The organism is Acidomonas methanolica (assembly GCF_004346035.1).
Classification (GTDB): domain Bacteria; phylum Pseudomonadota; class Alphaproteobacteria; order Acetobacterales; family Acetobacteraceae; genus Acidomonas; species Acidomonas methanolica.
Genome location: NZ_SLZN01000006.1, coordinates 39,671 through 64,298, shown reverse-complemented (window position 1 = coordinate 64,298; position 24,628 = coordinate 39,671). Strand labels below are relative to the sequence as shown.

Below are 24,628 nucleotides of genomic sequence, written 5' to 3'. Positions count from 1 at the left end.
GACCTTCCATGCCCAATACCAGTACACCCCATGTCCAGACAGTCACCGATCCCTGCCGATCGCAGGTCGAACACTCTCCTTTTCCGGCGGAACTGACTCCCGACCTCCTCGCCGACCGTCTGATCGACGAACACGGGTACGAAACGGATTTCGACATGCAGTTCAATGCCTGCATCGACGCTATGGCGCAGGATGACGCCGTCGGCAGAACCTGGGTGTTTATTCGCGAAGGAGCTGAGTTGCACATGCGTCATATCGCGACGCTGGATCTGCTCGACGCCGACCTCACTCTCTACGAGATGATCCTGTTCGATGGCGGCAACATCCACGGCGATCTTTGGAAACACGTCTTCTTCCCACGGCAGAAACTGCACCACTTCGTCTGTGAGGCCTGACGGTCTCACCTCCTGCGCCCGTCTACAAAACGAGCGCGGCGGCCTTCCCTTTCTCTGACGCGCAACCGGATGTGTTGCGCGATTCTGTGGGCATGTCTGCTGGCGTCGCCAGCAACATGCCCAGGCAGTCGAGACCATCAAGACTGCGGCACGGCTTGCCGTGCTGGTCCCCCAATCCTCTCCGGACGCATCTCGCGTCCCTCTCATGCACCCCAACGGGAGTTTCCTCCCTTGGGGCGGGACTCCCTGCACTTCAAAGGAGCCCTTCCATGGACACCCATTCCATCCGTGAACAGATGCCGGCCCTGGTTCGTGGCCACGTGCCCTCCAATGCCCGCAAATTCAAATTCGCCATCTATGATGGTGAGCCCAAGCGTTCGACGCTGGGGTTTTATATCGACCCCGACCCGTTCGAGGGGACCGTCGTCGCCAGGACCGATGACGCCATCATCGTCAAGATCGGTCGCACGCAGTTCGCGGTCGTTGATCGTCACCTCGCGACCATGGACCCCTGCGAGGGAACCAGGGTTCGCGTGGAGCCTTATGCCAGGCACCGTTTCGACGGTCTGCGCGCGGACACCCCCGAGACGAAGACCCAATATCTGGCGGACGGCTCGGCCTACACGGCAAAAACCTACGTGCTGGGAAGCGCCCCCGCCAAACTGCCCGTCCCACGGCCCGACTGCCCCGAACTGGCCGAACTGATCAACCAGCTGGAGCAGTTACCCGCACCGGATGGTTTCAGGCGCATCACCCACCTGCTCGTCGATGCAGGCGCGCGGGATTTCACTCTCGTCGATCCCACGCTCGCCAACATCATCAAGACGCCACCGGCGATCAGCTTCACCGTAACCACCGTGAAGTTCACCGGAAATGTCAGCATTCTCTATGACCGGGGAGCGGACGTCTACCGGATCGAACTGCGGCAGAATGGCGAATGCGTCGATCGCGTTGACGACGTGTATTTCGACGATCTCGGCAGGGTGCTGGAACGGCTGCTCGATGATGGCGCCTGGCGTCGGATCAAGGTCAATGCCCTTGACGAACGATCCGCGCGCCGACGGTCGGCGGCATGACATCTGACCGTCACGACCTCTGGGTCGTCTATTCCCCCAATGAGTCCGCCACCAGCGACGGTGCGGGCTTCTGGTCCAACACGCATGGCTGGACGTCTCTGTGCCAGGCGACGCGCTTTTCCACCGACGACACCCGGAATCTTGCACCTCCGGTCTCGCTCGGCGGAGACGCGCGCTTCGTATCCTGGCGTGAAGCCTGGCAGTCGGACGGATGACCGTCCGGCGGCATCACGCCGTCCGCTCGCTCAAACCCGACCGAAACCATGCCTTTCCCCGCTCTCCGTCCCCGGACGGAGAGCTTTTTCCGGCTTTCAGGAGGATTTATCCATGTCACTCCGTTTCCGCGGGGCCGATCTTCGGCCTGTGCTGACCGAAGCAATCGCCAATCACTGCCGCGTTATCCTCGCCAAGGATCAGGGCGCCTATTTCCTTTCCGAGCGGGGAGAGCGCACCGAGAGCGGACGCCAGAAACTGCTGGCCTACGCCGTCGGCTGCAATCCCGACACCGATCCGTTCGACGACTGGTGGGAACTGGTCCGCGCGGAACTCGGCGGCGACGATTTCGGCGAATATTTCGACCCGAACGAGGGCGTCTTCACCCGCATCCTGCACAGCGAAGACGACCTCGAACTCTCCGCGACCCCGACGCATCTTTCGCTACAGGCCGTCGCACCTTCCCCCAGCGATAAATAACCCGTCCTTTTCCTGGTCCCTCGCTTCGGCGGGGGATTTTTCGTTGGGGGCTGGCCCCACCGACGGAGAACAGGGACTGGATACGGTGCATATTGTTGCCCGTGGAGCGAAATCCCGCGTGCGACCCTCCCATCATGCCCGCTGATCGTGATCAGCAGCATGCCCAGGCAGCCCCGATCCTGAAGGCTGCGGCGCGGTTCCGACCGCGTTGATCATCCCGGTTCGCACCGGCATCCATGCGCGAACGGCCGTCATTCATGACGGTGATGCCAGACCTTACGTCCATCAACCCACGCGGGGGTTCCACACCTCCCGGTCCGGGTCGGTGTGTCTCCGCCTTTTTTCTCCAGGAGATCCACCATGACCACATCCACCGAAAGCACCTATTTCGACCTGCACATCACCGGCCTCGGCTACCTCAACCGTATCCGTGAGGTGAAGCCGAAGAAGGGCGCGCCCTTCCTCGCCTGCGATATCGCGGCGCTGAATGGCCCGACCGACGATGCCTCCTATGTGCGTTTCGACGCGCGGGTCTCGGGTTCCGAAGCCCAGCATCTCGTCCGGCGCTGCATCCAGGCGGTTGACGCCGAGAAGAAAGTCCTGATCGGCTTTCGACTTGGCGATCTCTGGACCGACATCTTTACCTACGCCAAGGGCAAGCGTGCCGGCGAGCAGGGCGTCAGCCTGAAGGCCCGCCTGCTTTTCGTCAGCTGGATCAAAATCGACGGCCAGCTCGTCTACAAGGCCGAGCCCAAGCCGACCGAGACCAGTGATCCCATACCGCAGGCTCCCGCTTCTTCCGCAAAGCCTGATGCTGCCACGCCCGGACCTTCCGTGCCGGCAGCCGATGCGCCCGAGGAAAACGCCGCCGATACTTCGGAACCGGCGTTCGCGGAGTCCTTCTGATCGTCCAGCAAGACCTCGTTCATCGGGGTCTTGCTTCCCTGATCGCGTCCCTCGTGTTCGGCAAGAGCGCGGTGATGCGGCGTTATCCCAACAGGGAGATTTCCCATGATCACCATCCCCGGTCGTCTGGCCATCAAGACCATCCACGGGCGCAACGGCGATTTCAACGTCGGCCGTCTTGCGACCTCTATCGGCGAGTTCGTCGTCAAGAATGCCGAACTCGATCAGTACGCCGAAGGACAATATGACGGCGATTTCGCCATCGCGGACATCCGTCCTTCCACCTACACCACCAATGGCCGCATGGTCATCGAGATCCGTGCCCTGCTCGGCGGAATGTCCTTGTCCACCATCGACGCCCTGAGTCCGGACGACGCCCAGCGGCTGAGTCCGCAGGAAGTCGATCCGATCGACGAAGAGGCACAGCCCGCCGTGCCGTCTGGCACCAAGGCACCGAAGACGGCGAAGCCGCGCGGGCAGCACGATCCCCTGGTCGATACGACACCGTTCGGCGCCGAGCCTCCCGCTACGGTCAAGGCACGCGATGAAGACGCCGACAAGGCGCTCTTCGATACGTTGTGGCCGCTTGGCGAGGTGGTGAAGCTCGACCCCACCGTCGATCGCCAGCGTCTGCGTCAGCAATGCGATCGTCTCGGCGCCCTCGGATACGAGTTCGCCCCCCTGGCCCAGGAATGGCGTCTCGCCAGAACCTGATCCGCCTCACCGCTCAACCAGCATTCCTTCACCCGTCGGGGTTCGCCCTTCGGGGAGGAACTCCGACCTTTTCTCACGGAGACCCTCATGGGCTGGTATTTCTCACTGCAATCCAAAGCCGCGCTGGTCCGGGAACTCACGCAGTCGACAACGACTGATCGCGCGATCGTTGAAGTCCTCGACCACACATTGTCCGACACTGTGCTGTGGTCAGTCGTCAAGGTGACGGCTCGGACCGAAGGCGTTCATCCCCACCTCAAACCCGGCGAGTCCCTTACCTACATCCGGTGCGATCTGTTGGATCAAAGCGGGAAGATGTGGGGGCACAAGCCGTTGGAGGAGGCCATGCACCCCTATTATTACTCGTGCCCCCTGTCCTACCTCGACCTGGCGCCCGAGCAGTCTTCCGAATGGCGCGCCGGTGTTCACGCCTGGCACGCCCGTCACGGTCATCTTGCGCCGACCTGATCGTCCGTCCGGCCTCTTCTTTTCAACCCCATGGGGCAATCACTGCCCACGGGCGGTGACTGTTCCTGTCTTCAAGGACATCACCAATGCCCACACCCACACTTTCCAAACCGCTGTATCGGATCGCGGAGTGCCCCGACCTCATGGCCGATGCCTGCATCGCCGATGATCGGAACGGCCTCGTGTTCCTGTCCATCTGGGCGCGCGATACCGCCATCCAGGAATTCCTGGCACGGCTGACCCTCGGGCACGACGAAGCCGGTCTCGACCGCTTTCATATCATCCCCGAACAGGGAGACGGTGTTCCGGTGTTCGTCGGCAATGTCGACAACCTGGAAAAGCGGACCACGCGCGCTTATCGGCGCACACTGTTCGGCGCCATCGTTCATCTGTGGCTGTTCGACCGCCGTTGCGTACGGCCCGACAAAGCCAACGCAACCGCGCTGGCTCTCCTGCCGGGCCTTTCCCTGCATCGGCGCGAACGCCTCTGGGCGTTGGTGCGGGAAACCTGCCCGCTGCCTCTGCTCGATCACTGGCGCGACACGGTGCTGGACCTGCTCTACGCGCAGGAGATGCTCGGCCGCCTTCCATTCGCTCTCGGGCCATTGGAAGGCCACCGGCTGGCCATTGACGTTCCCGCGCTGACCACCGCCCTCGGCAGCCTGATCCGCAGCGGGGAACTGGCGATCGACGAACACCGGGCGTCCTTCGGGCCACCTTTGCTGCGCGTCGCGTAGCCAATCCCATCGGTGGGGCACGCCCGCGCGCGCCTGCCCATCTTTCCTAATCCTCTGTCAGGAGACATCTCATGGCTCTCATGTTCCCGCGCCTTGCGCGCAATTTCGTGAAAAACGGCTATTTCCCCACCGACGAGCCGACCATTGAGCGTGTGCTCTCTGCTCTGGCTCCCTCCACCGGCCCGATGAATATTCTCGATCCCTGCGCCGGCGAAGGCGTGGCGATCGCCGAAGCCGCCCACGCCCTAGGGCGCGAGCAGGTCCGGGCGTTCGCCGTCGAATACGATGCCGAGCGCGCCCGTCATGCCCGGCAACTGGTCGATCGCTGCATCCATGGCGACCTGATGGATACGATGATCTCACGGCAGGCCTTCGGCCTGTTGTGGCTCAATCCACCCTACGGCGACCTGTCCAAAGGCATGGACGGCACGATCGGCTATCAGAGCCAGGGCCGCCCGCGTCTGGAGAAGCTGTTCTATCAGCGTTCGCTGCCTTTCCTGCAATATGGCGGCGTGCTGGTCTTCATCGTGCCGCATTACGTCCTCGATGCCGAACTGGTCGGCTGGCTCACACGACATTTCGCCGATCTGCGGATCTACCGGGCGGTGGAAACGCAGTTCAAACAGGTCGTGCTCTTCGGACGCCGCGTCCGTCAGCGCGATCTAGCGTCGGACACGGCCAAGGCGATCCGCAACCGGTTGCTTCAGATCGGGTGCGGCGATGCCACGGCCGAGGAGCTACCGCCCGAATGGTCGCTCCTGCCTTACCCGGTCCCGGCCAATGCTTCCGAGCCGGAACAGTTCTTCCGCGCGACGATGGAGCCCGAGCAGTTCGCCGACGAAATCGGCAGGCTGCAAGGACTCTGGCCGACGCTCGACACGCATCTCGGCGCCGCACAACAGGCACCGCGTCCCCCGGCGCGCGCCCTGTCACAATGGCATCTCGCCCTGGCCCTCGCGGCCGGTGCGATTTCCGGCGTGGTGCGGTCGAGAGACGGGCGCGTTCTGGTCGTCAAGGGTGACACCCACAAGGAAAAGACGTCGCAGACGCAATACACTGAACGCGACGACGGCTCCGTGGCCGAGACCCGCATCCTCACCGACAAGTTCGTTCCCGTCATCCGCGCGTGGGACATGACGCCTGGCTCCCCGACACGGGGCGAGGTGCTCACGATCCGCTGATCTTTTTCCATCCGGGCGCCTCACCGCCGTCCAGTTGCCGGAAGAGAATCTGGCCTTCTAGCAACCACGCTTTCCTCCACATCCGCGCACGGCCGGTTCGCCGTTCGCTTCATCCCACCCCGGGGCATGTCATCGCCCCGAGCGGGAGGTGCATGCCCCTTTTTCTTTGGAGCATCACCATGTCTCTCGAACTCGACACTCTTCCTCCCTCCGCTGATCTCGTGCCGATGCAGGACGACCTGCTCGACGAGGTCTCGTCTTCTCCACTCGCCGTCAGTCTTCCGGATTTCGTCGCCGAGTTTGGCGACGACCTGCTGGAATCGCTGAACCGGGCTAATCCGCCCGTCTATACGGGACGTCCGAAGGCCTTCCGCCAGATCGTTCTCGCCGGTCTCAAGCGTCGCCTGTTCGATGCCCAGGCCGATGTGGTCCATGCCGTGACCGAATTGCTGATCGACCGCGGCGAGCGTGCCGCGATCGTCAATGGCGAGATGGGCTGTGGCAAAACCACTGTCGGCATCGCCACGGCCGCCGTGCTCAACGCCGAAGGCTTCCGTCGAACCCTGATCCTCTCGCCTCCCCATCTGGTCTACAAATGGCGGCGCGAGATCCAGGAAACGGTGGCTGGCGCCAGGGTCTGGGTAATCAACGGTCCCGACACGCTGGTCAAGCTTCTGAAACTGCGCGAGCAGTTGAACAGTCCGGAGCAGGGTCAGGAATTCTTCGTCCTGGGCCGTGTGCGGATGCGTATGGGCTTCCACTGGAAACCCGCCTTCATGCGCAGGCGCACCGGCCACGGGGCAATCGGTCTTTGCCCGGACTGCGGCCATATCATTACCGATCTCGACGGCGAGCCGATCGATCCGGTCGCGCTCGACGCCGAGGAACACCGCAGGACATGCAGCCATTGCGCCGCCCCCCTGTGGACCCTGATGCGTCCGGGACGGCTGTCCTCCAGCGACCAGTCCTCCGCCGTTCACAAGGCGCTCAAGCGTATCCCCACCATCGGGGAAGTCACTGCCCAGAGACTGATGAAGACGTTTGGCGACGGCTTCCTGGCCTCCATGCTGGGCGACAATATCCACGAGTTCATCAACCTGATGGACGCACGGGGTGCCCTCGTGTTTTCCGACCGCCAGGCCCAGCGCATGGAACGCGCGATGGCGAACATGGAGTTCGGCTTCGGCGAAGGCGGCTATCAACCGTCGGAATTCATCAAAAGATACCTGCCGCAAGGCACGTTCGACCTGCTCATCGCCGACGAAGCGCATGAATACAAAAACGGCGGCTCCGCTCAAGGTCAAGCCATGGGCGTACTCGCCGCGAAAGCGACCAGGACGCTCCTGCTCACCGGCACGCTGATGGGGGGATACGGCGACGATCTCTTCTATCTTCTGTTCCGCGCCTTGCCCGCGCGGATGATCGAGGACGGTTACAGACCGACCAAGACCGGCAGCATGACGGGCGCCGCGATGGCGTTCATGCGCGATCATGGCGTCCTGAAGGACATCTATTCCGAGAGCACCGGCACGGCCCACAAGACCGCCCGGGGCTCGAAGGTCACGGTCCGCACCGTCAAGGCCCCCGGCTTCGGTCCGAAGGGCGTCATGCGGTGCGTGCTGCCCTTCACGGTTTTTCTCAAACTGAAGGATATCGGCGGCAATGTGCTGCCGCCCTACAACGAGGAATTCCGGGAGATCGCAATGGATACCGACCAGGCCATGGCCTATCGGGATCTGGCCTCTCGTCTCACCGCGGAGCTGAAGCAGGCTCTGGCGAAGCGCGATACCACCCTCCTGGGCGTGGTGCTCAACGTCCTTCTCGCCTGGGCGGATTGCTGTTTCCGGTCGGAGGCGGTGGTTCATCCCCGTACCCGTCAAACCCTGACCTTTGTCCCGGCTCAGTTCGATGAGCTGGAGATGATGCCCAAGGAGCGGGAACTGATCGAAATCTGCCGTCGGGAGAAGGCACAAGGGCGCAAGACCCTTGTTTATTCCATCTATACCGGGACGCGCGATACCACATCGCGTCTCAAGGTCTTGCTCGCGCAGGAAGGTTTCAAGGTGGCCGTGCTGCGCGCAAGCGTGGAGGCGTCCCGCCGGGAAGACTGGATTGCCGATCAGCTCGACCGGGGGATCGATATCCTCATCACCAACCCGGAACTGGTCAAGACAGGGCTCGATCTTCTGGAATTTCCGACGATCGTGTTCATGCAGAGCGGGTATAACGTCTACTCGTTGCAGCAGGCTGCACGCCGGTCCTGGCGCATCGGGCAGAAGCAGTCCGTCAAGGTCATCTTCCTCGGCTATGCGGGCACGTCGCAAATGACCTGCCTGAGCCTCATGGCCCAGAAAATCATGGTCTCGCAGAGCACGTCGGGAGACGTGCCTGAATCCGGTCTCGATGTCCTCAACCAGGACGGAGATTCCGTCGAAGTCGCGCTCGCCCGGCAGCTACTGGCCGCGTGACGCACTCCCGACATCCCGGCGATCCATCGGATCGTCGGGAACCTTCCTTTTCCATCATCGCAGCCTCCCCATTGAGGCAAGGAGCCATCACCATGGAAACGATCCATATCGCGGTCGCGTGCCGCAACGCCTCGGGCATGGCCGACATGCCCGTCTTCACTGTCGCCGTCTCCGATGAGGAGTACGGTCTCGGTATTCATTACGATAAGGCCGAAGCCATGGCTGAAGAGGCTGGTTACGAAAAACCCTTCGTCTGCTTCGATCCTGTCGAGCAACCCGCCATCGTCTCGGCGGTTCGAACGCTCGATCTGGTCCCCCAGGTCGTCGTTATCAACATCACAGAGGGACTGGTCCATTCGGTGTGCTGCGACACCGGCGAGATCAAGGTGATCTGCTACGACGAGAATGACACCGATGACTCATCGGACGCCGTAGACGACCATCCGGTCGGCGAGAACGGCGCGGCGATCCGGTGCTGGGCGCATATCGAAACCGCGGACGTCGATCCGGGTCTGAAGAAGGCCCGGGACTGGCCGCCATCGCTTTCCTGACGACGAACGGCCCTTCGGGGCCGTTTTTTTGACTGCTCCCTCACGTCGGGGATGACAAGCGGTGTGCCCGGTCCACAAAGAACATGATGAATCGATTCAGACGGTCTGGACGAGCTTTCCGGCACCAGGAGACGCCTCTTGCATGTCAGAAAAACATATCCTATTTTCTGACGTATGAAGACGGTTGTCACCTCCGTTCCCGATCGGATTATGAAGCGTGTCCGCGCCAGCGGACGCGGCGGCGTCTTCACGCCCAGCGATTTCCTCACCATCGCAAGCCGCTCGTCTGTCGATCAGGCCCTCTCCCGACTGGTCAAGGGTGGCCAATTGCGCCGCCTCGCGCGAGGGCTGTACGACTTTCCAAAGCTGCACCCAAAGCTCGGCGCTCTCTCGCCGGCTCCTGATGATGTTGCCCAGGCCCTAGCGCGGGAGACCGGATCCCATGTGCAGATCGCCGGTGCGCGGGCGGCAAACGCGCTCGGCCTGTCGACGCAGGTACCCGCTCAAAGCACCTACCTGACCGATGGCCCGTCGCGCCGCGTCGTGCTGGGAAAGCGTGTCATTGATCTTCGCCACGCCTCCCCCAAGCACCTGATCGCACCCGGCAGTCCCGTCGGCACGGTCGTTCAGGCGCTTCGCCATGTCGGCTCCATGCACGCGGCGGATGTCGCACAGGTCGCCGTACTGCGCCTTTCGTCCCGCGACAAGAAAACGCTCGCCGCGAACGCCGCACAGGCGCCCGCCTGGATGCGGCCGACACTTGTTTCGATCGCCAACACGGAAGCGACCACTCTCAATGGATAAGGTCGCCCTCCTTGCTGCCGGTGATCGGGCGGCCCTCTTTGGGGAAACGGCCGCCATTCGCGGTATCTCCGAGACGATCATCGAAAAAGATTTCTGGGTCTGCTGGTGTCTGCGGCGCCTGTTTGGTCTGCCACCAGGAACGTCCGCGTCCCTCGTTTTCAAGGGCGGGACGTCGCTCTCCAAGGCGTTCGGCGCGATACGCCGTTTTTCCGAGGATATCGACCTGTCATTCGACCGCGCCGAACTCGGATATACCGGAGATCGCGACCCGGAGAAGGAAGGGATCAGCAAAAAGCAGGTCGCGCGGCTGATCGACAGTTTAGTCGGTGACGTCGAGCAGCACATCGCCGAGAAGCTTGTGCCTGCACTTCACGACGCGATCTCCGAACAGCTTGGCGACGCTGCCAGCGGCAAGTGGTCTCTGGAGATCGACGCGAACGACACCCAGACGGTCAACTTCCATTACCCTACGGCGCTGCCTGCCTCCGACTATGCGGGAATGGCCTATATTACCCCGCGCGTAAAACTGGAACTCGGTGCGCGCGGCGACCCGTGGCCGACCGAAGAAAAGAGCATCCGCCCCTATGCGGCCGACGACTTTCCGGACTTCTTCACGTCGCCCGATACAAACGTGACCGTCCTGTCTGCACGGCGTACCTTCTGGGAGAAGGCAACCGCGCTTCACGCGGAAGCGCACCGCCCGGCGGAATCGGCGACGCCGCACTATTTCTCGCGGCATTATTACGATCTGGCCATGCTTGCCGACACGGACGAAGGCCGGGCCGCCATGGTCGATTTCGACCTGCTGATCCAGGTCACTCGCCACAAGGCGATCTTCTTCCGTTCGGGCTGGGCCAGCTATGAAACGGCTCGGCCGGGTACGCTTCGGCTGATGCCGGACGAATTCCGAGTCAAAGACTTACGAACGGATTATCGTGCAATGGCGCCGATGATGTTTGATCAGACGCCGCTGCCATTCGATGACATACTCGCGAAAATTGCCGCGCTTCAAGAAGTGATCAACAGCTAACTCAAGCCTCTCCCCGTTCGATGCCCAGACTTCGTGCTGCCTCTTTCCGATCCCGGCTTTTCGGATACTTTTCTCATCAGCAGCAAAAAGATCGGCCGATCATGGCCGTCAATGGAAATTCCGCGACCGGAAATTGAGCCGGTCAAGCCCTCGGCCAGCCTGATCGTCCACGCCACCCCGCGCCCCGACCTGACGCAGCAATCCGGACAGATCGGTCAATTCGAGCGTCACCAGATGCACGACATCGCCCTCGCGCTGCACACGGCCCTTCGCCGCTATCATGCTGGCCGAGAGGATGATGGGTCGGTATTTCTCGAAGATATCCGGCCAGACGACCAGATTGGCGATGCCGGTCTCGTCCTCCAGCGTGATGAAACACACGCCCTCGCCCGATCCCGGCCGCTGGCGCACCAGCACCAGTCCGGCCGCTTCGACCCGTTTGCCGTCACGCAGCGCCATGGCCGTGCCGCAGGGCACGATCCGGCGTTGCCGCAAATCCTCCCGCAGAAACGACACCGGGTGGGCGCGCAGACTCAGCCCGAGATGGTTGTAGTCGCCCACCACCTCGGCGCCGTCGGTCATCGGGAGCAGCGCCATCGCCGGCTCGTCGGTTTCGCGCGCCTGCGCGGCAGCGGCAAACAGCGGTAGCGGTTCGTCATGCAGGCCCTTGATCGCCCACAGCGCCTCGCGCCGTGCCAGCCCGAACGCCGGCCGAAAGGCGTCGGCCTCCGCCAGTCGCACCAGCGCTTCCTGCGGCACCCCGGCCCGGCGCCACAGATCGTCGATGGACGCAAAGGGCCGCCGTAGCCGCGCCGCCATGAGCGCCGCCGCATGAGCATTGGCCAGCCCCTTGACCAGGCTCATCCCCAACCGCACCGCGAAACAGCCGCGTTCGTCGTCCTCGCCTTCAAGAGTGCTGTCCCAGCGGGAAGAATTTATACAGACCGGTCGGACCTCAATGCCGTGGTCCCGAGCGTCGCGCACGAGTTGCGCGGGCGCGTAGAAACCCATCGGTTGAGAGTTCAATAATGAGGCCAGAAAAACGTCCGGGTGGTGGCACTTCAGCCAGGACGAGGTGTAGGCGAGGATCGCGAAGGATGCGGCATGGCTTTCCGGAAAACCGTAGGAGCCGAAACCTTCGAGCTGCTGGTAAATGCGCTGCGCGAACTCTTCCGGATAGCCCTTGCGCGTCATGCCTTCGAGCAGACGGGTCTGGAAATGGGACACGGTGCCGGTGTTCTTGAACGTCGCCATTGCCCGACGCAGCCCGTCCGCCTCGGCGGCGGTGAAGTCCGCGCAGACCATGGCGACCTGCATCACCTGCTCCTGAAACAGCGGCACGCCGAGTGTGCGCTTGAGCACCTCCTCCAGCTCCGGCGTCGGATAATCCGGCTTTTCCAGCCCCTCCCTGCGCCGTAGATACGGATGGACCATATCTCCTTGTATCGGGCCGGGTCTCACGATTGCGACCTCGATCACCAGATCATAATAGGTGCGCGGCTTGAGGCGCGGCAGCATCGACATCTGGGCGCGGGATTCGATCTGGAAGACGCCGATGGTGTCCGCCTTGCGGATCATGGCGTAGGTCCGGGGATCTTCGGCCGGGATGGTCTGGAGCGTGAAATGCTGGCCCTTGTGAGCAGCGAGCAGGTCCAGCCCTTTTTTCATGCAGGTCAGCATGCCGAGCGCCAGGATATCGACCTTCATGAATTTCAGGGCGTCGATATCATCCTTGTCCCATTCGATGATCTGGCGCTGATCCATCGCCGCCGGCTCGATGGGCACCAGCTCGTCCAGCCGGTCGCGGGTCAGCACGAACCCGCCGGGATGCTGCGAGAGATGGCGCGGCACTCCGATCAGACAGCGCGCGAGGTCCAGCGTCAGGCGGATGCGCCGGTCGGTCAGATCGATCCCAGTCTCGGCAAATTTCTCTGCTTCGACATGCCGCGACCAGCCCCATATCTGTTTGCTCAACAGAGCAATCACGTCCTCCGGTAGCCCCATCACCTTGCCGACATCGCGCAACGCGCCCTTGGCGCGATAACGGATCACCACGGCGGTCAGCGCCGCGCGGTCGCGGCCGTAATGGTCATAGACCCACTGGATGATCTCCTCGCGTCGGGCATGCTCGAAATCCACGTCGATATCCGGTGGTTCGCCCCGTTCCTCGGAAATGAACCGTTCGAACAGCAGCGTGGTGCGCGATGGGTCGATGGCGGTGATGCCGAGCACGAAGCATACCGCACTGTTTGCTGCTGAGCCCCGTCCCTGGCAGAGAATGTCGCGCCGTCGCGCTTCACGAACGATGGAATGCACCGTCAGGAAATACGGCGCGTACTGCATGCGCCCGATGAGCGTGAGTTCATGACGAAGGATCGTCTCCACATCCGGCGGGATTGTACCGCCATAGGTCTCCCGCGCCCCCTGCCATGTCAGGGCTTCCAGCGCCTGTTGCGGGGTCTGGCCCGGGATCTCGATCTCGTCGGGATACTGATAGGCCAGATCGTCCAGGGAGAACCGGCAACGTTCGACGATCTCCATCGTGCGGTCGATCGCCTCAGGATACCGCGCGAACAGCCGCGCCATCTCCGCCGGTGGTTTCAGGTAGCGGTCGGCGTGACGCTCCCGGGCAAAGCCAGCGTGCTCGATGGTGGTGTTGTGCCGCACGCAGGTGACGACGTCCTGGAGGATGCGGCGATCATGGGTGTGGAACAGCACGTCGTTGGTGACGACAGTCTTCACGCGCTGGGCATGGGCGAGATTGGCCAGGTCGTAAAGCCGCATCTGGTCGTTGGGGCGGCGGCGCAGGGTGAGCGCCAGATAGGCGCGGTCACCGAACGCCTCCCGCAACCGCCGCAGATGCGCCGCACACTCCTCGTCAGCGACATCCGGCACCAGCACGGCGAGCATCCCCTCGCCCCACTCCACGAGATCGCGCCAGAGAAGGCGGCACTTCCCCTTTCCCGCCCTTGCCTTGCCGAGCGTCAGCAGACGGCACAGCTTGCCATAAGCGGTCCGGTCGGTCGGATAGACCAGCACCGGCGGCGCATCTTCCAGATCGAGGCGGCAGCCGACGACCAGCCGGACGCCGGACGCCCTGGCCGCCAGATGCGCCTGCACCATGCCAGCCAGAGAATTGCGGTCGGCGATGCCAAGCGCGGAGATCCCGAGCGCCTTCGCCTGGCCGAACAGTTCTTCGGGTGACGACGCGCCGCGCAGGAAGGAGAAATAGCTCGTGACCTGAAGCTCGGCGTAGGGGGATGCCGAGGCATTCATGCAAAGAGCCCATGCAGGAACCAGCGTTGCGATCCGGTCTCGCCGTGTTCGCCGTCACCGGCGCGATAGATCCAGAACCGCTCGCCGGATGTATCCTCGACGCGGAAATAATCCCGCGCCGTGGTCAGTTCGGTATCCCCCCGCCACCATTCGCCGAACACGCGCTCCGGTCCGTCGGCGCAGCGCACCTTGCGGCGGATGCCGCGCCAGACGAAAAACACCGGCGGATGATCGGGCAGCATGGCCATGGTCTCGATCGGCTCGGGACGCGCCAGCAGACGGGTCGGTCGCGGCCAGTCCGCCGGCCAACGCGCGTCGGATACGGGTTCGAGCGGTGGCACGCGGCGCACCGAGCGTTCCGGCACGTCACTCTCCACCGGAACCACACGATAGAGGGCCGCGCCGCCCAGCCGGTTGGCCAGCGTGTCGATCAGCCCCGACAGATCGGCCTCCGGCTCCTCGATCAGGGAGGAGACCGCCTGACGCGGCCCGATCGGCTCGGCCAGCACCGCGACCAGTTCCATGCGCTCGACCCCGAACCCGGGATCGATGGTTTCGATCTGCTCGCAGAGCAGACGCAACACATGTTTCGGATCACGGACCGGCCGGGCCAGCGCCACGCGGACCGCCTGCACCGCACTGTCGACACGATGCAGCAGCAGGTCCAGACGCCGCGCGCCGAGACCGCGTTCTTCCAGGCCGGTGCAGAGCGGCGGCACCAGTTTGCCGATGTAGCGCGCAATCGTTTCGGCGGCGGCGATCGGCTCGGCAAAATTGCGCGACACCGCGACGGGATCGACCGGACGGACCGGCAGGATGGGTTCGTCGCTCCGGCCGTAAGCCTGGTCCAGTCGTCGTGTCACGATCTCGCCGAAGCGCAGCACCAGCGGCGCCCGCGGGGCGGCGGCGAGATCACGCACGCGGGTCAGGCCGAGATCCTGCAAGCCGGAAACGATAGCGGCCGGCAGACGGAGTGTCGCGACCGGCAGATCCGCCAACGCCGTGGCGCTCCCGCCCGGAGGAACGACGATCGCCGTGCCCGGTGTGACGCGCGCCACGGCGTAGGCCGCCCCCAGCGTGTCGGCGACCGCCGCGCGGGCCGTGATCCCCGCACCCAGCAGGCGGCGGACGAGATCGCGCAGCATCACCGCTTCGCCACCATGGAGATGATCGGCGCCGGTCGTGTCGAGAACCAGCCCATCCGCCGCCCCGCCGGACGCATCGACCGCCACGATCGGACTGACCCGCTGTTGCAGCCACAGCGCCAGCCGCTCCAGCGCCGCACGGTCCTCGTCGGGGTGAGCGTCCTGAACCGCCAGGCCGGGAACCAGCGCCTGCGCCTTGGCGACCGGCATCCCGGTCGTCACCCCGCTTCTACGGGCGGTGCGGTTGGCGGCCAGCACCACCCGACGATTGCCGTCGCGCCCCGCGAGAACCAGTGGCTGTTCAGGCGGAGGCGCGTCGTCGCCCAATTCGCGCCGCAGGCGGTCGGTGGCCCAGAGCGGCAGCCAGAGGGACACGATCCGCCGTTTCGTCCGTGTGTCCATTCCGGTCGCCGGCGATCCGCAATTCTGCCTGTCCATCCCGCGTCTCCACCTCGAAATCGGCACTCTCGCCCGAGCGTGTCCGGATCAGTTCCAGCAGCCACCGGCTCTCGCCCACGCCCGCCACCGGCAGCGGGACCGACGGCAGAAGCGAGACGCGCCAGCGCGTGGTACTCGCCGTCGGCTGGCCGAAATCGGCCGCGTCGGTCTGCCGCCGCCAGCGCCGGAGGGCGAGACCGATGCCGCCACCGCTTTCGGCGGCGAGTTGCAGACGGCGCGAGGCCGTCATCGTTAGGCGACCAACTTCGGCGACCACGGCCCCCAGGCCCGGATGACGCAGTCCTTCCTCGAAACAGGCCAGCACGTCACGATCGCTGCCGGCTTCCACGAACAGCACCCGAGAGGCCGGAAGCCCGGCCTGTTGCAGCGCGGGGGCAAACAGATCGGGGGTCGAGACGATCCACAGCACCTGGCCTTTCGTGCGCGCGGCGATGCCGGCGGCGAAACGCGCAGCCGCGGCGGTGTTCAGCGCGTCATTGCCGCCACCGGCCACCTCGTGCAGCGCGCTCAAGGCGAGGCCACCGCCGGGCAATCTGCGATCGATGTCCGGCACACCAAAAGGCAGGACCGTGCGGCGACGGTCAGCATGACCTTCCAGACGGCGGATCTGGTCGCGCAGTGCTTGCAGGTTCGATGAAGGTGCGGCGGTCATTTACGGGTCCATAGGTTTCCGGTGCAGGTGATTATGTTCCTGTTTTGTTCATTGATGGTGAAAAGAGTCAATGCCCAATTCCGTGACGCACGGGCGGGATGCGGAGACGCGCCCCGCGTAAAAAACGGATGCCGGGACAATAACCTTTTGACTCCAGCGCGTTCTCTGCCCCGGCCTGTCTCTCCCGTCTCGGTGAATCGTCGTGGGGATGACGGGGGAGAGCAGGACGGAGTTAAAGGCGATCCGCATTGCCCGTCGACTCGAGACAGGCATCCTCAAACCTCCATGTCGCCGGAACCGGGCAACGCGGAGGACGAGCGATCCGGTTTGTTGCGTGTTTCATGTGTCATGCTACGGCGAGAATGGCGATCCATCGTTCCTGGATTTGCTGATGTATCGACCGTCCGGCATTTTTCGCGTCCTCTCCGCCCCCGGCTGCATAGCGGGTAGCCTGCTTCTCGCGGGCTGCGTTGCGCCGAAGGGCGTCACACAGACGCCCATTGCGGCCGTCAAGGCATCGAGCAGTCCGGAAGCACCCCAATCCCTCACGCTTCCTCCGGGCTACCTGCCAGTGCTGCGCCAGGGCCGCTATACGCTGGTCGAACTCTCGCCCGGCATCGGACAACGCGATCTGACACGGCAAATCGTGGATGCCCGGATACCCCTCACGGTCGATACGACCGTCGGGGATGCCTTGAATTACGTCCTGCTGCGTTCAGGATATCGCCTTTGCACAAAGGGGGATGCCGCCCCGCTTTACGTCTTGCCCCTGCCTGCCGCTCATATGCGTCTGGGCCCGATGACCTTGCGTGAAGCCCTGCTCACGCTGGCGGGTCCCGCCTGGGAACTGTCGATCGACGATGCGAGTCGGACTGCGTGTTTCAGCCGTCATGTGGAACCGGTGCCTCCCGACCTCTCAGCCCCTCCGGTCACATCGCCGCCACCTCCCGCTCGATCCAAAAAGCCCGCGTCCCCGCTCGATCTCCACCCCGCGGAGGAGAATCTGCCATGAGCCTGCCATTGCCCTCCGCGTTGCACGGGCGTCGAATCCCATGGTTCAGGATTGCCGCCATCGGCTGGCTGCTGGCCGTGAGCCTGATCGCGCTCGCCGATCGCATCGCCCTGGCCCGCTTGGTGGAACAGACGCGCCGCAACGACCCCAACGCGCAGATTGGCACGTTGAGCGCACGCGTGATCGATCTGGAGCGGCTGATCGCGGCCGAGCGACGTCAGCCCAAACCCGCCAGCGCAGCCGAACTCACCGCGATGCGCCGTTCCTTGGACGTGCAGATCGCACATCTGAAAGAGGCGCAGGCCGCCTTCGCGCATGTCGGCGACGTGCAGGCGCTCCAGGCCCGCATGACGGATATCGAAGCCCGGCAGGAGCAAGACCGCGTCACACTGACCACCGTTCAGACAACACCCCGACGCACATCGGCGCCACCCCGACCGTTGGCGCCGCCGTTCCGGGTGGGAGGCATCGAACTGCGCGGCGGCGAACCGTTCCTTTCGATCGCGCCACTCGCGACGGGTTCGCTGGCGTCGGTCCGCCTGCTCCATCCGGGCGAGAGCGAGCGTGGCTGGCAACTGCAACGCCTCGATCCTCACGCCGCGCTGTTCCGTGTCAACGGCACCGCGCAACGTGTAATCCTGCCATAGGGGCCCGACCAAGATGCGTCCCGCTCCTCTTGCCATCGCCGGACTGATCGGTGCCTTGAGCGGAAGCCCGCTCCCGGCCTGTGCCCAATCGGCATCGACAACCGTCTCACGCACAACACTCAGCCAGACCCAGGCCAGTAGCGACTCTGCCCTCGACGAGCGGCAGGCACACGACTGGGGCCTGCGGACCGACGAGTGGACGCGGTACCGCGCATTGATGCAGGGACCGCTCGGAACCTACTCGCCAAATCTCGATCCGTTGACGGCCCTGGGCATCGAGGCGCGGAACGACGACGAGCGAAATCACTACGCCGCGTTGCAAGCCCAGGCCGAATCCCGGCGCGTCGACAAGATGCTGGCCTATCAGCGCGCCTACGACGCTGCCTGGCAACGCCTGTTTCCGGGCCAGTTGCGGGTCAGCCTGCCCGACGCGCAGGCACAGAACACCGGCAATGTCGGCTCCGGTCGGCTGGCCGTGTTCGTCAAGCCTGACTGTTCCGCCTGTGCGCAGCGCGTCCAGCAATTACAGGCCAGTAGCGCCAGCTTCGACCTGTATCTGGTCGGCAGTCAGCAGGATGACGAGCGCATCCGCCAATGGGCGCGGCAGGCTGGCATCGACCCCGCCAGAGTCCGCGCCGCGACCATCACGCTGAACCATGATGCAGGACGCTGGCTCTCCCTCGGTCTTCCCGGCGAATTGCCCGCCGTCGTGCAGGAGGTCAACGGCCAATGGCAACGGCGCTGACACATGCGCGCCCGACCTGGCGGTGTCTGCGCGTCATCGCGTTCCTTCCGATGGGTTGGGCCTCGCCAACATACGCCGGAGAGGTGCCGCCCCCGGCCTATCAGATGGCGGCCGCGTCAGCCGACGTGCCGTCGCCGGTCCTGTTCGCCGTCGCCTTGCAGGAGAGCGGCGCCGTTCTGCGCGGACGCCTGATCCCCTGGCCCTGGACACTCGATGTCGCGGGGAATCCCGAACGCTATCCGACCCGCGCGGAAGCCTGCATCCGCCTTCAACATCTCCTGGCCCGGCTCGCCGCCGAGCGGGTCGATGTCGGTCTCGCCCAGATCAATCTGGGCTTTCAGAGTCATCGCTACGCGAAACCCTGTGACCTGCTCGACCCTTATACCAACCTCACCATCGCTGCCCGCATCCTGCGTGAACAGCATCTGCCCAACGAAGACTGGCTCCTGGCAATCGGGCGGTATCATCGTCCTGCCGGTGGCGACCCGGCCATGCGTTATCGCCGCAGCGTCGGTCTCCATCTCGCCCGGCTGCTCGCGAAAGCGGGGACGCCATGAACCATGTGGAGATCCGAGGGGATTCCGGTCTGACATTGCCGTTCAATCGGCAACGTCGCCTGGGTCGTCTGCCAATCACGCTCCAGGTTGTGTTCCCGATGCTCAAAGCCGGTCCGGTCCTGCAATGGCTGGGCATTCGCGCAGCCGAAAGCACCCGTCGCGCCCGCCACCCCCGCTGGAACCGGGATGATAGCGGCGCCTTTCTCTGGCGCCCCATCTTTGACTGGTCCATCCAGCAGGTATGGGCGATGCACCGCCGGCACGGCCTCGCGCCCAATCCGCTCTATGCGCAGGGCATGGGGAGGGTCGGCTGCCTGCCGTGCATTCATTGCGCCAAGAACGAGATGCGCCTGATCGCCGAACGCTTCCCGGAGCACATCGACCGGATCGAACGCTGGGAGGCGATCGTCTCGGCGGCCAGCAAACGTGGCGTCTCGACCTTCTTCGGCGCGGGAACCGACCCGCTTGATGCCGGGCGGCCGGGCGAGTACGCGCGCATACGGACAATCGCGGAATGGAGCAAGACCACCCGTGGCGGACGCCAGTACGCTCTCTTCTTCGACCATCAGCACGGCAGCGGATGCCTTTCCGACCTCGCCCTGTGCGAGAGGACGGAGCCGGAGGATGTGAGTGACGGTACGGGCGACAATCCGACGGCGGCCGGAGAAGACACACCATGACCCGATCCTGCGCGGCATTCAGTCTCACCCTCTCATGCCTGCTGACGCCCACGTTCGGCAACGCGCAGTCTTCCCAGCCGCTGATCGTCGTCGAGGACCACGGCGGCGTGCCGGCCGCGCCCTATTACGAAGCCCTGACACCGGAGCCTGGGGACGCGTCGTTGCCGTTGCCCGACAATCCCCGAAAGGCCGATGAAAGCACGATGCTCCCGGTTCGCTCCTCCCTGTTGTCACCGGGCGATGTGCCGGCGCGCGCGATCCAGGCGCCCGGCCTGACACCTGTTTTCATCGTGGGAGATGACGACCGATCCCGCCAGTGGCTACGCCAGCGCGCGCCGCATCTGCGGTCGCTGCACGCGGTCGGCCTCGTGGTCAATGTCGAGACAACCGAAGCCTTGGCGGCGCTGCGCGCCCTGGCGCCGGGACTCCTGCTCTCCCCGACGCCCGGCGACGATTTCGCCCGGCGCCTGGGTCTGCGCACCTATCCCGCGCTGATCACCGCCACGGCCATCGAACCCTGATCGGAGGTCACGATGGCCCCGTCCCAGACCATCGAAGTCCTGCTGCGGCCGGCCGTGGAACTCTACACCGTCGCGGTCTGCGCTGCCGCCGCGTTGCTGTGCGTTGCGGCACCCTGGTCGCTCGCGCTCAGCCCGCTGCTCGGCCTCGGTAGCGCGGTGGCCTTTCTTGCCTTCGGCGCAATCCGTCTCCGGGAGGCGTGGACCATCCTCCGTTACCGGCGCAACATCCGGCGCCTGCCGCGCTATGTGATGACCAGCCGCGAAGTGCCAGTGAGCCAGCAAAGGTTGTTCGTCGGTCGTGGCTTCCGCTGGGATCAGCGGCACACCCACCGGCTCATGCAGACCTATCGGCCGGAGTTCCGCCGGTATGTAGAACCGACCGCGATCTACCGGGTGGCGAGGCGGCTCGAAGAGCGACTGGAATTCGCACCATTTCCGGCCTCCAGCATCCGCAAGGCCCTGGGCTGGGACAGCCCGCTCAATCCGACCCGCCCACTGCCGCCGGTCGGCGGGATGCCCCGCCTGCACGGTATCGAACCCGATGAGGTCGACGTCACGCTGCCGCTGGGCGAGCGCGTCGGCCACAGCCTGGTTCTCGGCACCACGCGCGTCGGCAAGACGCGGCTCGCGGAACTGTTCATCACCCAGGACATCCGCCGCCGCAATCCGGCCGGCGAATTCGAGGTCGTGATCGTCTTCGATCCCAAGGGCGACGCGGACCTGCTGCGGCGCATGTATGTCGAAGCCGAGCGCGCGGGGCGGTCGGGGGAATTCTATGTCTTCCACCTCGGCTGGCCCGACTTTAGCGCCCGCTACAATGCCGTCGGACGGTTCGGACGCATCTCCGAAGTCGCCACGCGCATTGCCGGCCAGCTCTCGGGCGAGGGCAACAGCGCCGCTTTCCGCGAGTTCGCCTGGCGCTTCGTCAATATCATCGCCCGTGCTCTCGTGGAACTGGGCCAACGCCCGGACTATCTTCTGATCCAGCGTCACGTCATCAATATCGACGCCCTGTTCATGGAATATGCGCAGCATTATTTCGCCACCCATGAGCCGAAAGCCTGGGAGATGATCGTCCAGATCGAAGGACGACTCAACGACAAGAACATTCCGCGCAACATGATCGGCCGCGAGAAGCGCGTCGTCGCTCTTGAGCAATATCTGTCGCAGGTGCGGACCTACGATCCGGTGCTGGACGGACTCCGCTCGGCCGTCCGCTATGACCGCACCTATTTCGACAAGATCGTCGCCTCGCTCCTGCCCCTTCTGGAAAAGCTCACCACGGGCAAGATCGCGCAACTGCTTGCCCCCGACTACGCCGATCTCAACGACCCGCGGCCGATCTTCGACTGGATGCAGATCATCCGCAAACGCGCGGTGGTCTATGTCGGTCTCGACGCACTGTCCGATGCCGAGGTGGCCTCGGCGGTCGGCAATTCGATGTTCGCCGACCTGGTCTCGGTTGCGGGGCACATCTACAAATTCGGGATCGACGACGGCTTGCCCGACACCATGCCGGGCGTAAAGGTGCCGATCAACGTCCATGCCGACGAATTCAATGAGCTGATGGGCGACGAGTTCATCCCGATGGTGAACAAGGGCGGCGGCGCCGGGATGCAGGTCACCGCCTACACCCAGACCCTCTCCGACATCGAGGCGCGCATCGGCAACCGCGCCAAGGCCGGCCAGGTGGTCGGCAATTTCAACAACCTGTTCATGCTGCGTGTGCGCGAAACCGCGACCGCCGAGTTGCTGACGCGCCAGTTGCCGAGGGTCGAGGTCTATGCCGCGTCCATGATGAGCGGCGCCACCGACAGTTCCGATCCGACCGGACGCACCGCGTTCACCTCGAACACACAGGACCGGGTCAGCAGTTCGAGCGTTCCGATGATCGAGCCCGCGCATGTCGTCGCCCTGCCGAAGGGACAATGTTTCGCGCTGATCGAGGGCGGCAATCTGTGGAAAATCCGCATGCCGCTGCCCGCTCCGGACCCCGACGAGATCATGCCGAAAGGGTTACAGGACCTCGCCGCCGCCATGCGCCGGAACTATGTCGAGGCCGACGACTGGTGGCAGAACGCCGATGCGTCGGAGCCGCGCGAGCCTACCTTGCCCATGGGCCTTGATGATGAAGCACAATCATGAGCGACCCGGCCGCGACCGCCCAGCGCGCCCAGCAACGTCAGCAGGGCGCGTTCGTCAGCCTGATCACGCTGCCGTTCCGTTTTATCGGCGTCCTGTGCGGATCGCTCCTGCTGTGCATCGTCATCGAATGTCTTGGCATGGGGTTCTTCTGGCCGGAGCAAGGCTGGCATCATGCCGAACACATGCTCAGTCACGAACTGGGGCAGTTGTCCTCCCGCTTTACTCGCAGCGCGCTGGTGCAGGAGCCCGGACGGACGGCTTACGAACTGGTGCAACGCGCCTATGACGGGTTGTTCATAAAAAGCGGTCTTCTGAACTGGATACGCGACGCCTCCGTCCAGTCAAGCGCGGGCATCCACGGGCAGGCCCATGATTTCCGTTATTACATGGCCGTCGTCTATGTGCATGTGGAAGCCTATCTGATCGCCGCCGCATATACCGTGCTGACCTTTCTGGTCCGGCTGTTCGTGCTCGTACTGACGTTGCCGCTGTTCGTGTTGAGCGCATTCGTCGGCTTCGTGGACGGGCTGGTCCGGCGGGACATCCGGCGGTTCGGCGCCGGTCAGGAATCCGGGTTCGTCTACCATCGGGCCAGGGCCAGCCTCATGCCCCTGGCGGTCTGGCCCTGGGTGACGTATCTCGCGCTCCCGATCAGTGTACCCCCACTGGTCATCCTGCTTCCCTGTGCCGTTCTGCTAGGTATCGCAACCAACGTCACGGCCGCGACATTCAAGAAATACATCTGAGCGGCGTCGCAAGAGATACCTGAACGGCTCGTCGCACCAGAACAAATCATCACCCGCCAATCGAAGCGGCACACCAGAACAAAAATCGTTGAATTTCCACCTGCGGCAAGCGTTTCATATCATGATGGCTCCGCTCAGGAAGGGGAACGCACCCGATGACCGATCCAGACCCCGACATCGGATGGGCATACGGAACGCCGCTCTACACGATTGTCGAATATTTCTACGACGAAGAAACTATCGATGAAGAAATGTCCCTTCCCGAGATGGATGGGTTCATGACGGCACTCGCCGTCGGACCGACACGGCCCGCGCCGGAACTGTGGATACGGAAGATTCTGATATCCCTCAATTTCGATGGTAAGAAGCAGCCCTGGTTTCGAGATGAGGCGCATCGGAATACCATTCACACGGCCTTCATCAACCGGATGACCGAACTGGATTCCGCTTTCGCAGGTCGGTTCGAGGACTACCATCCCGTGGTCTCGTGGCGTCCGGAGAGCGACGCCGTGCGCGTCGAGCAATGGGCGCAGGGGTTTCTCGACGGAATCAGGTTCGTCGAATGGCCGTGGCTTCCGATGCTGGAGAGTTTTCGAGGACGCACCATATTGCGTCCCGCGGTCGAGTGCGAAGCACTGGGAGACGAGTGGTTTGACGAAGACCGTGAGGGCCATCCGGTTCTGCCGCCTCCCTATGGTGGCGCTGAGGGCGTCGAAACATTGCGTACACTCGCCTGGGAGACGGCCTTGTGGTGGCGAAATCATCGTCAGGATAACGTCGTGTCTCTCCACTGAAAGCTGTGTCCGCCACACGCCCGGGAGGTGGTTCTCCGGTGCGAGACAGGCATAGCTGGCCCGGGTCACCTTCTACGGGCCGCAAGCTGAACACCGATCACAGGGCGCCGCGACGGAATATGACGACGGAACATTCGCTCGCGTCTCCCCCTCTGCCGATCCAGCCAATATCTGAATGACGAATAGCCATCGTAAATTCAGCGATATTCCCCTTCCTTGCGCGGCG

General features: G+C 63.9%; 25 protein-coding genes. 22 read left to right on the top strand and 3 right to left on the bottom strand.

Annotation, left to right across the window (positions count from 1 at the left end; genetic code table 11):
* Positions 1-8 precede the first annotated feature (8 nt).
* From EDC31_RS18585 to EDC31_RS06645, 13 genes are all read left to right on the top strand, one after another.
* Entirely contained in the window at positions 9-395 is a 387-nt protein-coding gene (locus tag EDC31_RS18585; RefSeq protein ID WP_239641670.1) for a hypothetical protein, read from the top strand.
* Between the two features lie 269 nt (positions 396-664).
* Complete coding sequence (locus EDC31_RS06700) at positions 665-1,471, top strand: hypothetical protein (protein WP_042059055.1); 807 nt, start codon at positions 665-667, stop codon at positions 1,469-1,471.
* Positions 1,468-1,686, top strand: coding sequence for a hypothetical protein (locus tag EDC31_RS06695; protein WP_042059054.1), 219 nt, complete (start codon positions 1,468-1,470; stop codon positions 1,684-1,686). The genes EDC31_RS06700 and EDC31_RS06695 overlap by 4 nt, the downstream gene beginning before the upstream one ends.
* Positions 1,687-1,798: 112 nt before the next feature.
* Positions 1,799-2,164 carry a DUF3085 domain-containing protein gene (locus EDC31_RS06690; RefSeq protein ID WP_042059052.1) on the top strand — a complete coding sequence of 122 codons (366 nt, stop codon included), beginning with the start codon at positions 1,799-1,801 and terminating at the stop codon, positions 2,162-2,164.
* A 360-nt stretch (positions 2,165-2,524) separates the two neighbouring features.
* Complete coding sequence (locus EDC31_RS06685; RefSeq protein WP_042059049.1) at positions 2,525-3,070, top strand: STY4534 family ICE replication protein; 546 nt, start codon at positions 2,525-2,527, stop codon at positions 3,068-3,070.
* Between the two features lie 105 nt (positions 3,071-3,175).
* Positions 3,176-3,784 (top strand): DUF3275 family protein, encoded by a 609-nt coding sequence (locus EDC31_RS06680; RefSeq protein ID WP_042059047.1) that lies wholly within the window; start codon positions 3,176-3,178, stop codon positions 3,782-3,784.
* Between the two features lie 87 nt (positions 3,785-3,871).
* On the top strand, positions 3,872-4,252 hold the full coding sequence (locus tag EDC31_RS06675; protein ID WP_042059045.1) for a hypothetical protein: 381 nt from the start codon (positions 3,872-3,874) through the stop codon (positions 4,250-4,252).
* A gap of 86 nt (positions 4,253-4,338) precedes the next feature.
* On the top strand, positions 4,339-4,989 hold the full coding sequence (locus EDC31_RS06670) for a hypothetical protein (protein ID WP_042059042.1): 651 nt from the start codon (positions 4,339-4,341) through the stop codon (positions 4,987-4,989).
* A gap of 71 nt (positions 4,990-5,060) precedes the next feature.
* Positions 5,061-6,170: a DUF6094 domain-containing protein gene (locus tag EDC31_RS06665; RefSeq protein WP_042059041.1), complete on the top strand. Its 1,110-nt coding sequence runs from the start codon at positions 5,061-5,063 to the stop codon at positions 6,168-6,170.
* Between the two features lie 152 nt (positions 6,171-6,322).
* Positions 6,323-8,638, top strand: coding sequence for a helicase-related protein (locus tag EDC31_RS06660; RefSeq protein WP_132126965.1), 2,316 nt, complete (start codon positions 6,323-6,325; stop codon positions 8,636-8,638).
* Positions 8,639-8,730: 92 nt separating this feature from the next.
* Entirely contained in the window at positions 8,731-9,189 is a 459-nt protein-coding gene (locus EDC31_RS06655; protein ID WP_042059039.1) for a hypothetical protein, read from the top strand.
* Between the two features lie 210 nt (positions 9,190-9,399).
* The gene (locus EDC31_RS06650) at positions 9,400-9,993 is read left to right on the top strand and encodes a DUF6088 family protein (RefSeq protein ID WP_042059114.1); all 594 of its coding nucleotides are present in this window, start codon (positions 9,400-9,402) and stop codon (positions 9,991-9,993) included.
* A complete protein-coding gene (locus EDC31_RS06645; RefSeq protein WP_042059036.1) occupies positions 9,986-11,023 on the top strand; it encodes a nucleotidyl transferase AbiEii/AbiGii toxin family protein in 1,038 nt (345 codons plus the stop codon). The genes EDC31_RS06650 and EDC31_RS06645 overlap by 8 nt, the downstream gene beginning before the upstream one ends.
* Before the next feature lie 108 nt (positions 11,024-11,131).
* Here the strand turns inward: EDC31_RS06645 and EDC31_RS06640 are convergent, their stop codons facing one another.
* From EDC31_RS06640 to EDC31_RS06630, 3 genes are read right to left on the bottom strand one after another with little or no spacing between them, the layout of a single operon-like run.
* Positions 11,132-14,299 (bottom strand): error-prone DNA polymerase, encoded by a 3,168-nt coding sequence (locus EDC31_RS06640; protein WP_081797609.1) that lies wholly within the window; start codon positions 14,297-14,299, stop codon positions 11,132-11,134.
* Positions 14,296-15,846, bottom strand: coding sequence for a DNA polymerase Y family protein (locus tag EDC31_RS06635; RefSeq protein ID WP_252349748.1), 1,551 nt, complete (start codon positions 15,844-15,846; stop codon positions 14,296-14,298). The genes EDC31_RS06640 and EDC31_RS06635 overlap by 4 nt, the downstream gene beginning before the upstream one ends.
* Positions 15,746-16,555, bottom strand: a complete 810-nt coding sequence (locus EDC31_RS06630) for an ImuA family protein (protein ID WP_042059033.1) — start codon at positions 16,553-16,555, stop codon at positions 15,746-15,748. The genes EDC31_RS06635 and EDC31_RS06630 overlap by 101 nt, the downstream gene beginning before the upstream one ends.
* A 391-nt stretch (positions 16,556-16,946) precedes the next feature.
* Between EDC31_RS06630 and pilL2 the strand changes: the two genes are divergently transcribed.
* The 9 genes from pilL2 to EDC31_RS06585 all read left to right on the top strand — a co-directional run bounded on the left by pilL2 (position 16,947) and on the right by EDC31_RS06585 (position 24,402).
* A complete protein-coding gene (gene pilL2, locus EDC31_RS06625) occupies positions 16,947-17,567 on the top strand; it encodes a PFGI-1 class ICE element type IV pilus protein PilL2 (protein ID WP_042059109.1) in 621 nt (206 codons plus the stop codon).
* Positions 17,564-18,214, top strand: a complete 651-nt coding sequence (locus EDC31_RS06620; RefSeq protein ID WP_042059030.1) for a hypothetical protein — start codon at positions 17,564-17,566, stop codon at positions 18,212-18,214. The genes pilL2 and EDC31_RS06620 overlap by 4 nt, the downstream gene beginning before the upstream one ends.
* Before the next feature lie 13 nt (positions 18,215-18,227).
* A complete protein-coding gene (locus EDC31_RS06615) occupies positions 18,228-18,959 on the top strand; it encodes a TIGR03759 family integrating conjugative element protein (RefSeq protein ID WP_042059028.1) in 732 nt (243 codons plus the stop codon).
* Complete coding sequence (locus EDC31_RS06610; protein ID WP_132126964.1) at positions 18,944-19,516, top strand: transglycosylase SLT domain-containing protein; 573 nt, start codon at positions 18,944-18,946, stop codon at positions 19,514-19,516. The genes EDC31_RS06615 and EDC31_RS06610 overlap by 16 nt, the downstream gene beginning before the upstream one ends.
* 98 nt (positions 19,517-19,614) lie before the next feature.
* A complete protein-coding gene (locus EDC31_RS06605) occupies positions 19,615-20,196 on the top strand; it encodes a phosphoadenosine phosphosulfate reductase domain-containing protein (RefSeq protein WP_132126972.1) in 582 nt (193 codons plus the stop codon).
* The gene (locus EDC31_RS06600; RefSeq protein ID WP_052511936.1) at positions 20,193-20,717 is read left to right on the top strand and encodes an integrating conjugative element protein; all 525 of its coding nucleotides are present in this window, start codon (positions 20,193-20,195) and stop codon (positions 20,715-20,717) included. Before EDC31_RS06605 ends, EDC31_RS06600 begins: the two co-directional genes overlap by 4 nt.
* Positions 20,718-20,729: 12 nt before the next feature.
* Positions 20,730-22,862: a type IV conjugative transfer system coupling protein TraD gene (gene traD / locus EDC31_RS06595; protein WP_042059026.1), complete on the top strand. Its 2,133-nt coding sequence runs from the start codon at positions 20,730-20,732 to the stop codon at positions 22,860-22,862.
* Positions 22,859-23,608 carry a TIGR03747 family integrating conjugative element membrane protein gene (locus EDC31_RS06590; RefSeq protein WP_042059023.1) on the top strand — a complete coding sequence of 250 codons (750 nt, stop codon included), beginning with the start codon at positions 22,859-22,861 and terminating at the stop codon, positions 23,606-23,608. The genes traD and EDC31_RS06590 overlap by 4 nt, the downstream gene beginning before the upstream one ends.
* A gap of 155 nt (positions 23,609-23,763) precedes the next feature.
* On the top strand, positions 23,764-24,402 hold the full coding sequence (locus tag EDC31_RS06585) for a YecA/YgfB family protein (RefSeq protein WP_042059021.1): 639 nt from the start codon (positions 23,764-23,766) through the stop codon (positions 24,400-24,402).
* Positions 24,403-24,628 lie beyond the last annotated feature (226 nt).

Bases quoted from the DNA above. Each gene is read 5' to 3' on its own strand.
- EDC31_RS06655 (WP_042059039.1), top strand. From the start codon at position 8,731: ATGGAAACGATCCATATCGCGGTCGCGTGCCGCAACGCCTCGGGCATG.
- EDC31_RS06695 (WP_042059054.1), top strand. From the start codon at position 1,468: ATGACATCTGACCGTCACGACCTCTGGGTCGTCTATTCCCCCAATGAG.
- traD (WP_042059026.1), top strand. From the start codon at position 20,730: ATGGCCCCGTCCCAGACCATCGAAGTCCTGCTGCGGCCGGCCGTGGAA.
- EDC31_RS06675 (WP_042059045.1), top strand. From the start codon at position 3,872: ATGGGCTGGTATTTCTCACTGCAATCCAAAGCCGCGCTGGTCCGGGAA.
- EDC31_RS06590 (WP_042059023.1), top strand. From the start codon at position 22,859: ATGAGCGACCCGGCCGCGACCGCCCAGCGCGCCCAGCAACGTCAGCAG.
- pilL2 (WP_042059109.1), top strand. From the start codon at position 16,947: ATGTATCGACCGTCCGGCATTTTTCGCGTCCTCTCCGCCCCCGGCTGC.
- EDC31_RS06615 (WP_042059028.1), top strand. From the start codon at position 18,228: ATGCGTCCCGCTCCTCTTGCCATCGCCGGACTGATCGGTGCCTTGAGC.
- EDC31_RS06640 (WP_081797609.1), bottom strand. From the start codon at position 14,299: ATGAATGCCTCGGCATCCCCCTACGCCGAGCTTCAGGTCACGAGCTAT.
- EDC31_RS06585 (WP_042059021.1), top strand. From the start codon at position 23,764: ATGACCGATCCAGACCCCGACATCGGATGGGCATACGGAACGCCGCTC.
- EDC31_RS06630 (WP_042059033.1), bottom strand. From the start codon at position 16,555: ATGACCGCCGCACCTTCATCGAACCTGCAAGCACTGCGCGACCAGATC.
- EDC31_RS06670 (WP_042059042.1), top strand. From the start codon at position 4,339: ATGCCCACACCCACACTTTCCAAACCGCTGTATCGGATCGCGGAGTGC.
- EDC31_RS06680 (WP_042059047.1), top strand. From the start codon at position 3,176: ATGATCACCATCCCCGGTCGTCTGGCCATCAAGACCATCCACGGGCGC.
- EDC31_RS06645 (WP_042059036.1), top strand. From the start codon at position 9,986: ATGGATAAGGTCGCCCTCCTTGCTGCCGGTGATCGGGCGGCCCTCTTT.
- EDC31_RS06620 (WP_042059030.1), top strand. From the start codon at position 17,564: ATGAGCCTGCCATTGCCCTCCGCGTTGCACGGGCGTCGAATCCCATGG.
- EDC31_RS06690 (WP_042059052.1), top strand. From the start codon at position 1,799: ATGTCACTCCGTTTCCGCGGGGCCGATCTTCGGCCTGTGCTGACCGAA.
- EDC31_RS18585 (WP_239641670.1), top strand. From the start codon at position 9: ATGCCCAATACCAGTACACCCCATGTCCAGACAGTCACCGATCCCTGC.
- EDC31_RS06700 (WP_042059055.1), top strand. From the start codon at position 665: ATGGACACCCATTCCATCCGTGAACAGATGCCGGCCCTGGTTCGTGGC.
- EDC31_RS06635 (WP_252349748.1), bottom strand. From the start codon at position 15,846: ATGGACACACGGACGAAACGGCGGATCGTGTCCCTCTGGCTGCCGCTC.
- EDC31_RS06600 (WP_052511936.1), top strand. From the start codon at position 20,193: ATGACCCGATCCTGCGCGGCATTCAGTCTCACCCTCTCATGCCTGCTG.
- EDC31_RS06605 (WP_132126972.1), top strand. From the start codon at position 19,615: ATGCTCAAAGCCGGTCCGGTCCTGCAATGGCTGGGCATTCGCGCAGCC.
- EDC31_RS06665 (WP_042059041.1), top strand. From the start codon at position 5,061: ATGGCTCTCATGTTCCCGCGCCTTGCGCGCAATTTCGTGAAAAACGGC.
- EDC31_RS06685 (WP_042059049.1), top strand. From the start codon at position 2,525: ATGACCACATCCACCGAAAGCACCTATTTCGACCTGCACATCACCGGC.
- EDC31_RS06650 (WP_042059114.1), top strand. From the start codon at position 9,400: ATGAAGCGTGTCCGCGCCAGCGGACGCGGCGGCGTCTTCACGCCCAGC.
- EDC31_RS06660 (WP_132126965.1), top strand. From the start codon at position 6,323: ATGCCCCTTTTTCTTTGGAGCATCACCATGTCTCTCGAACTCGACACT.
- EDC31_RS06610 (WP_132126964.1), top strand. From the start codon at position 18,944: ATGGCAACGGCGCTGACACATGCGCGCCCGACCTGGCGGTGTCTGCGC.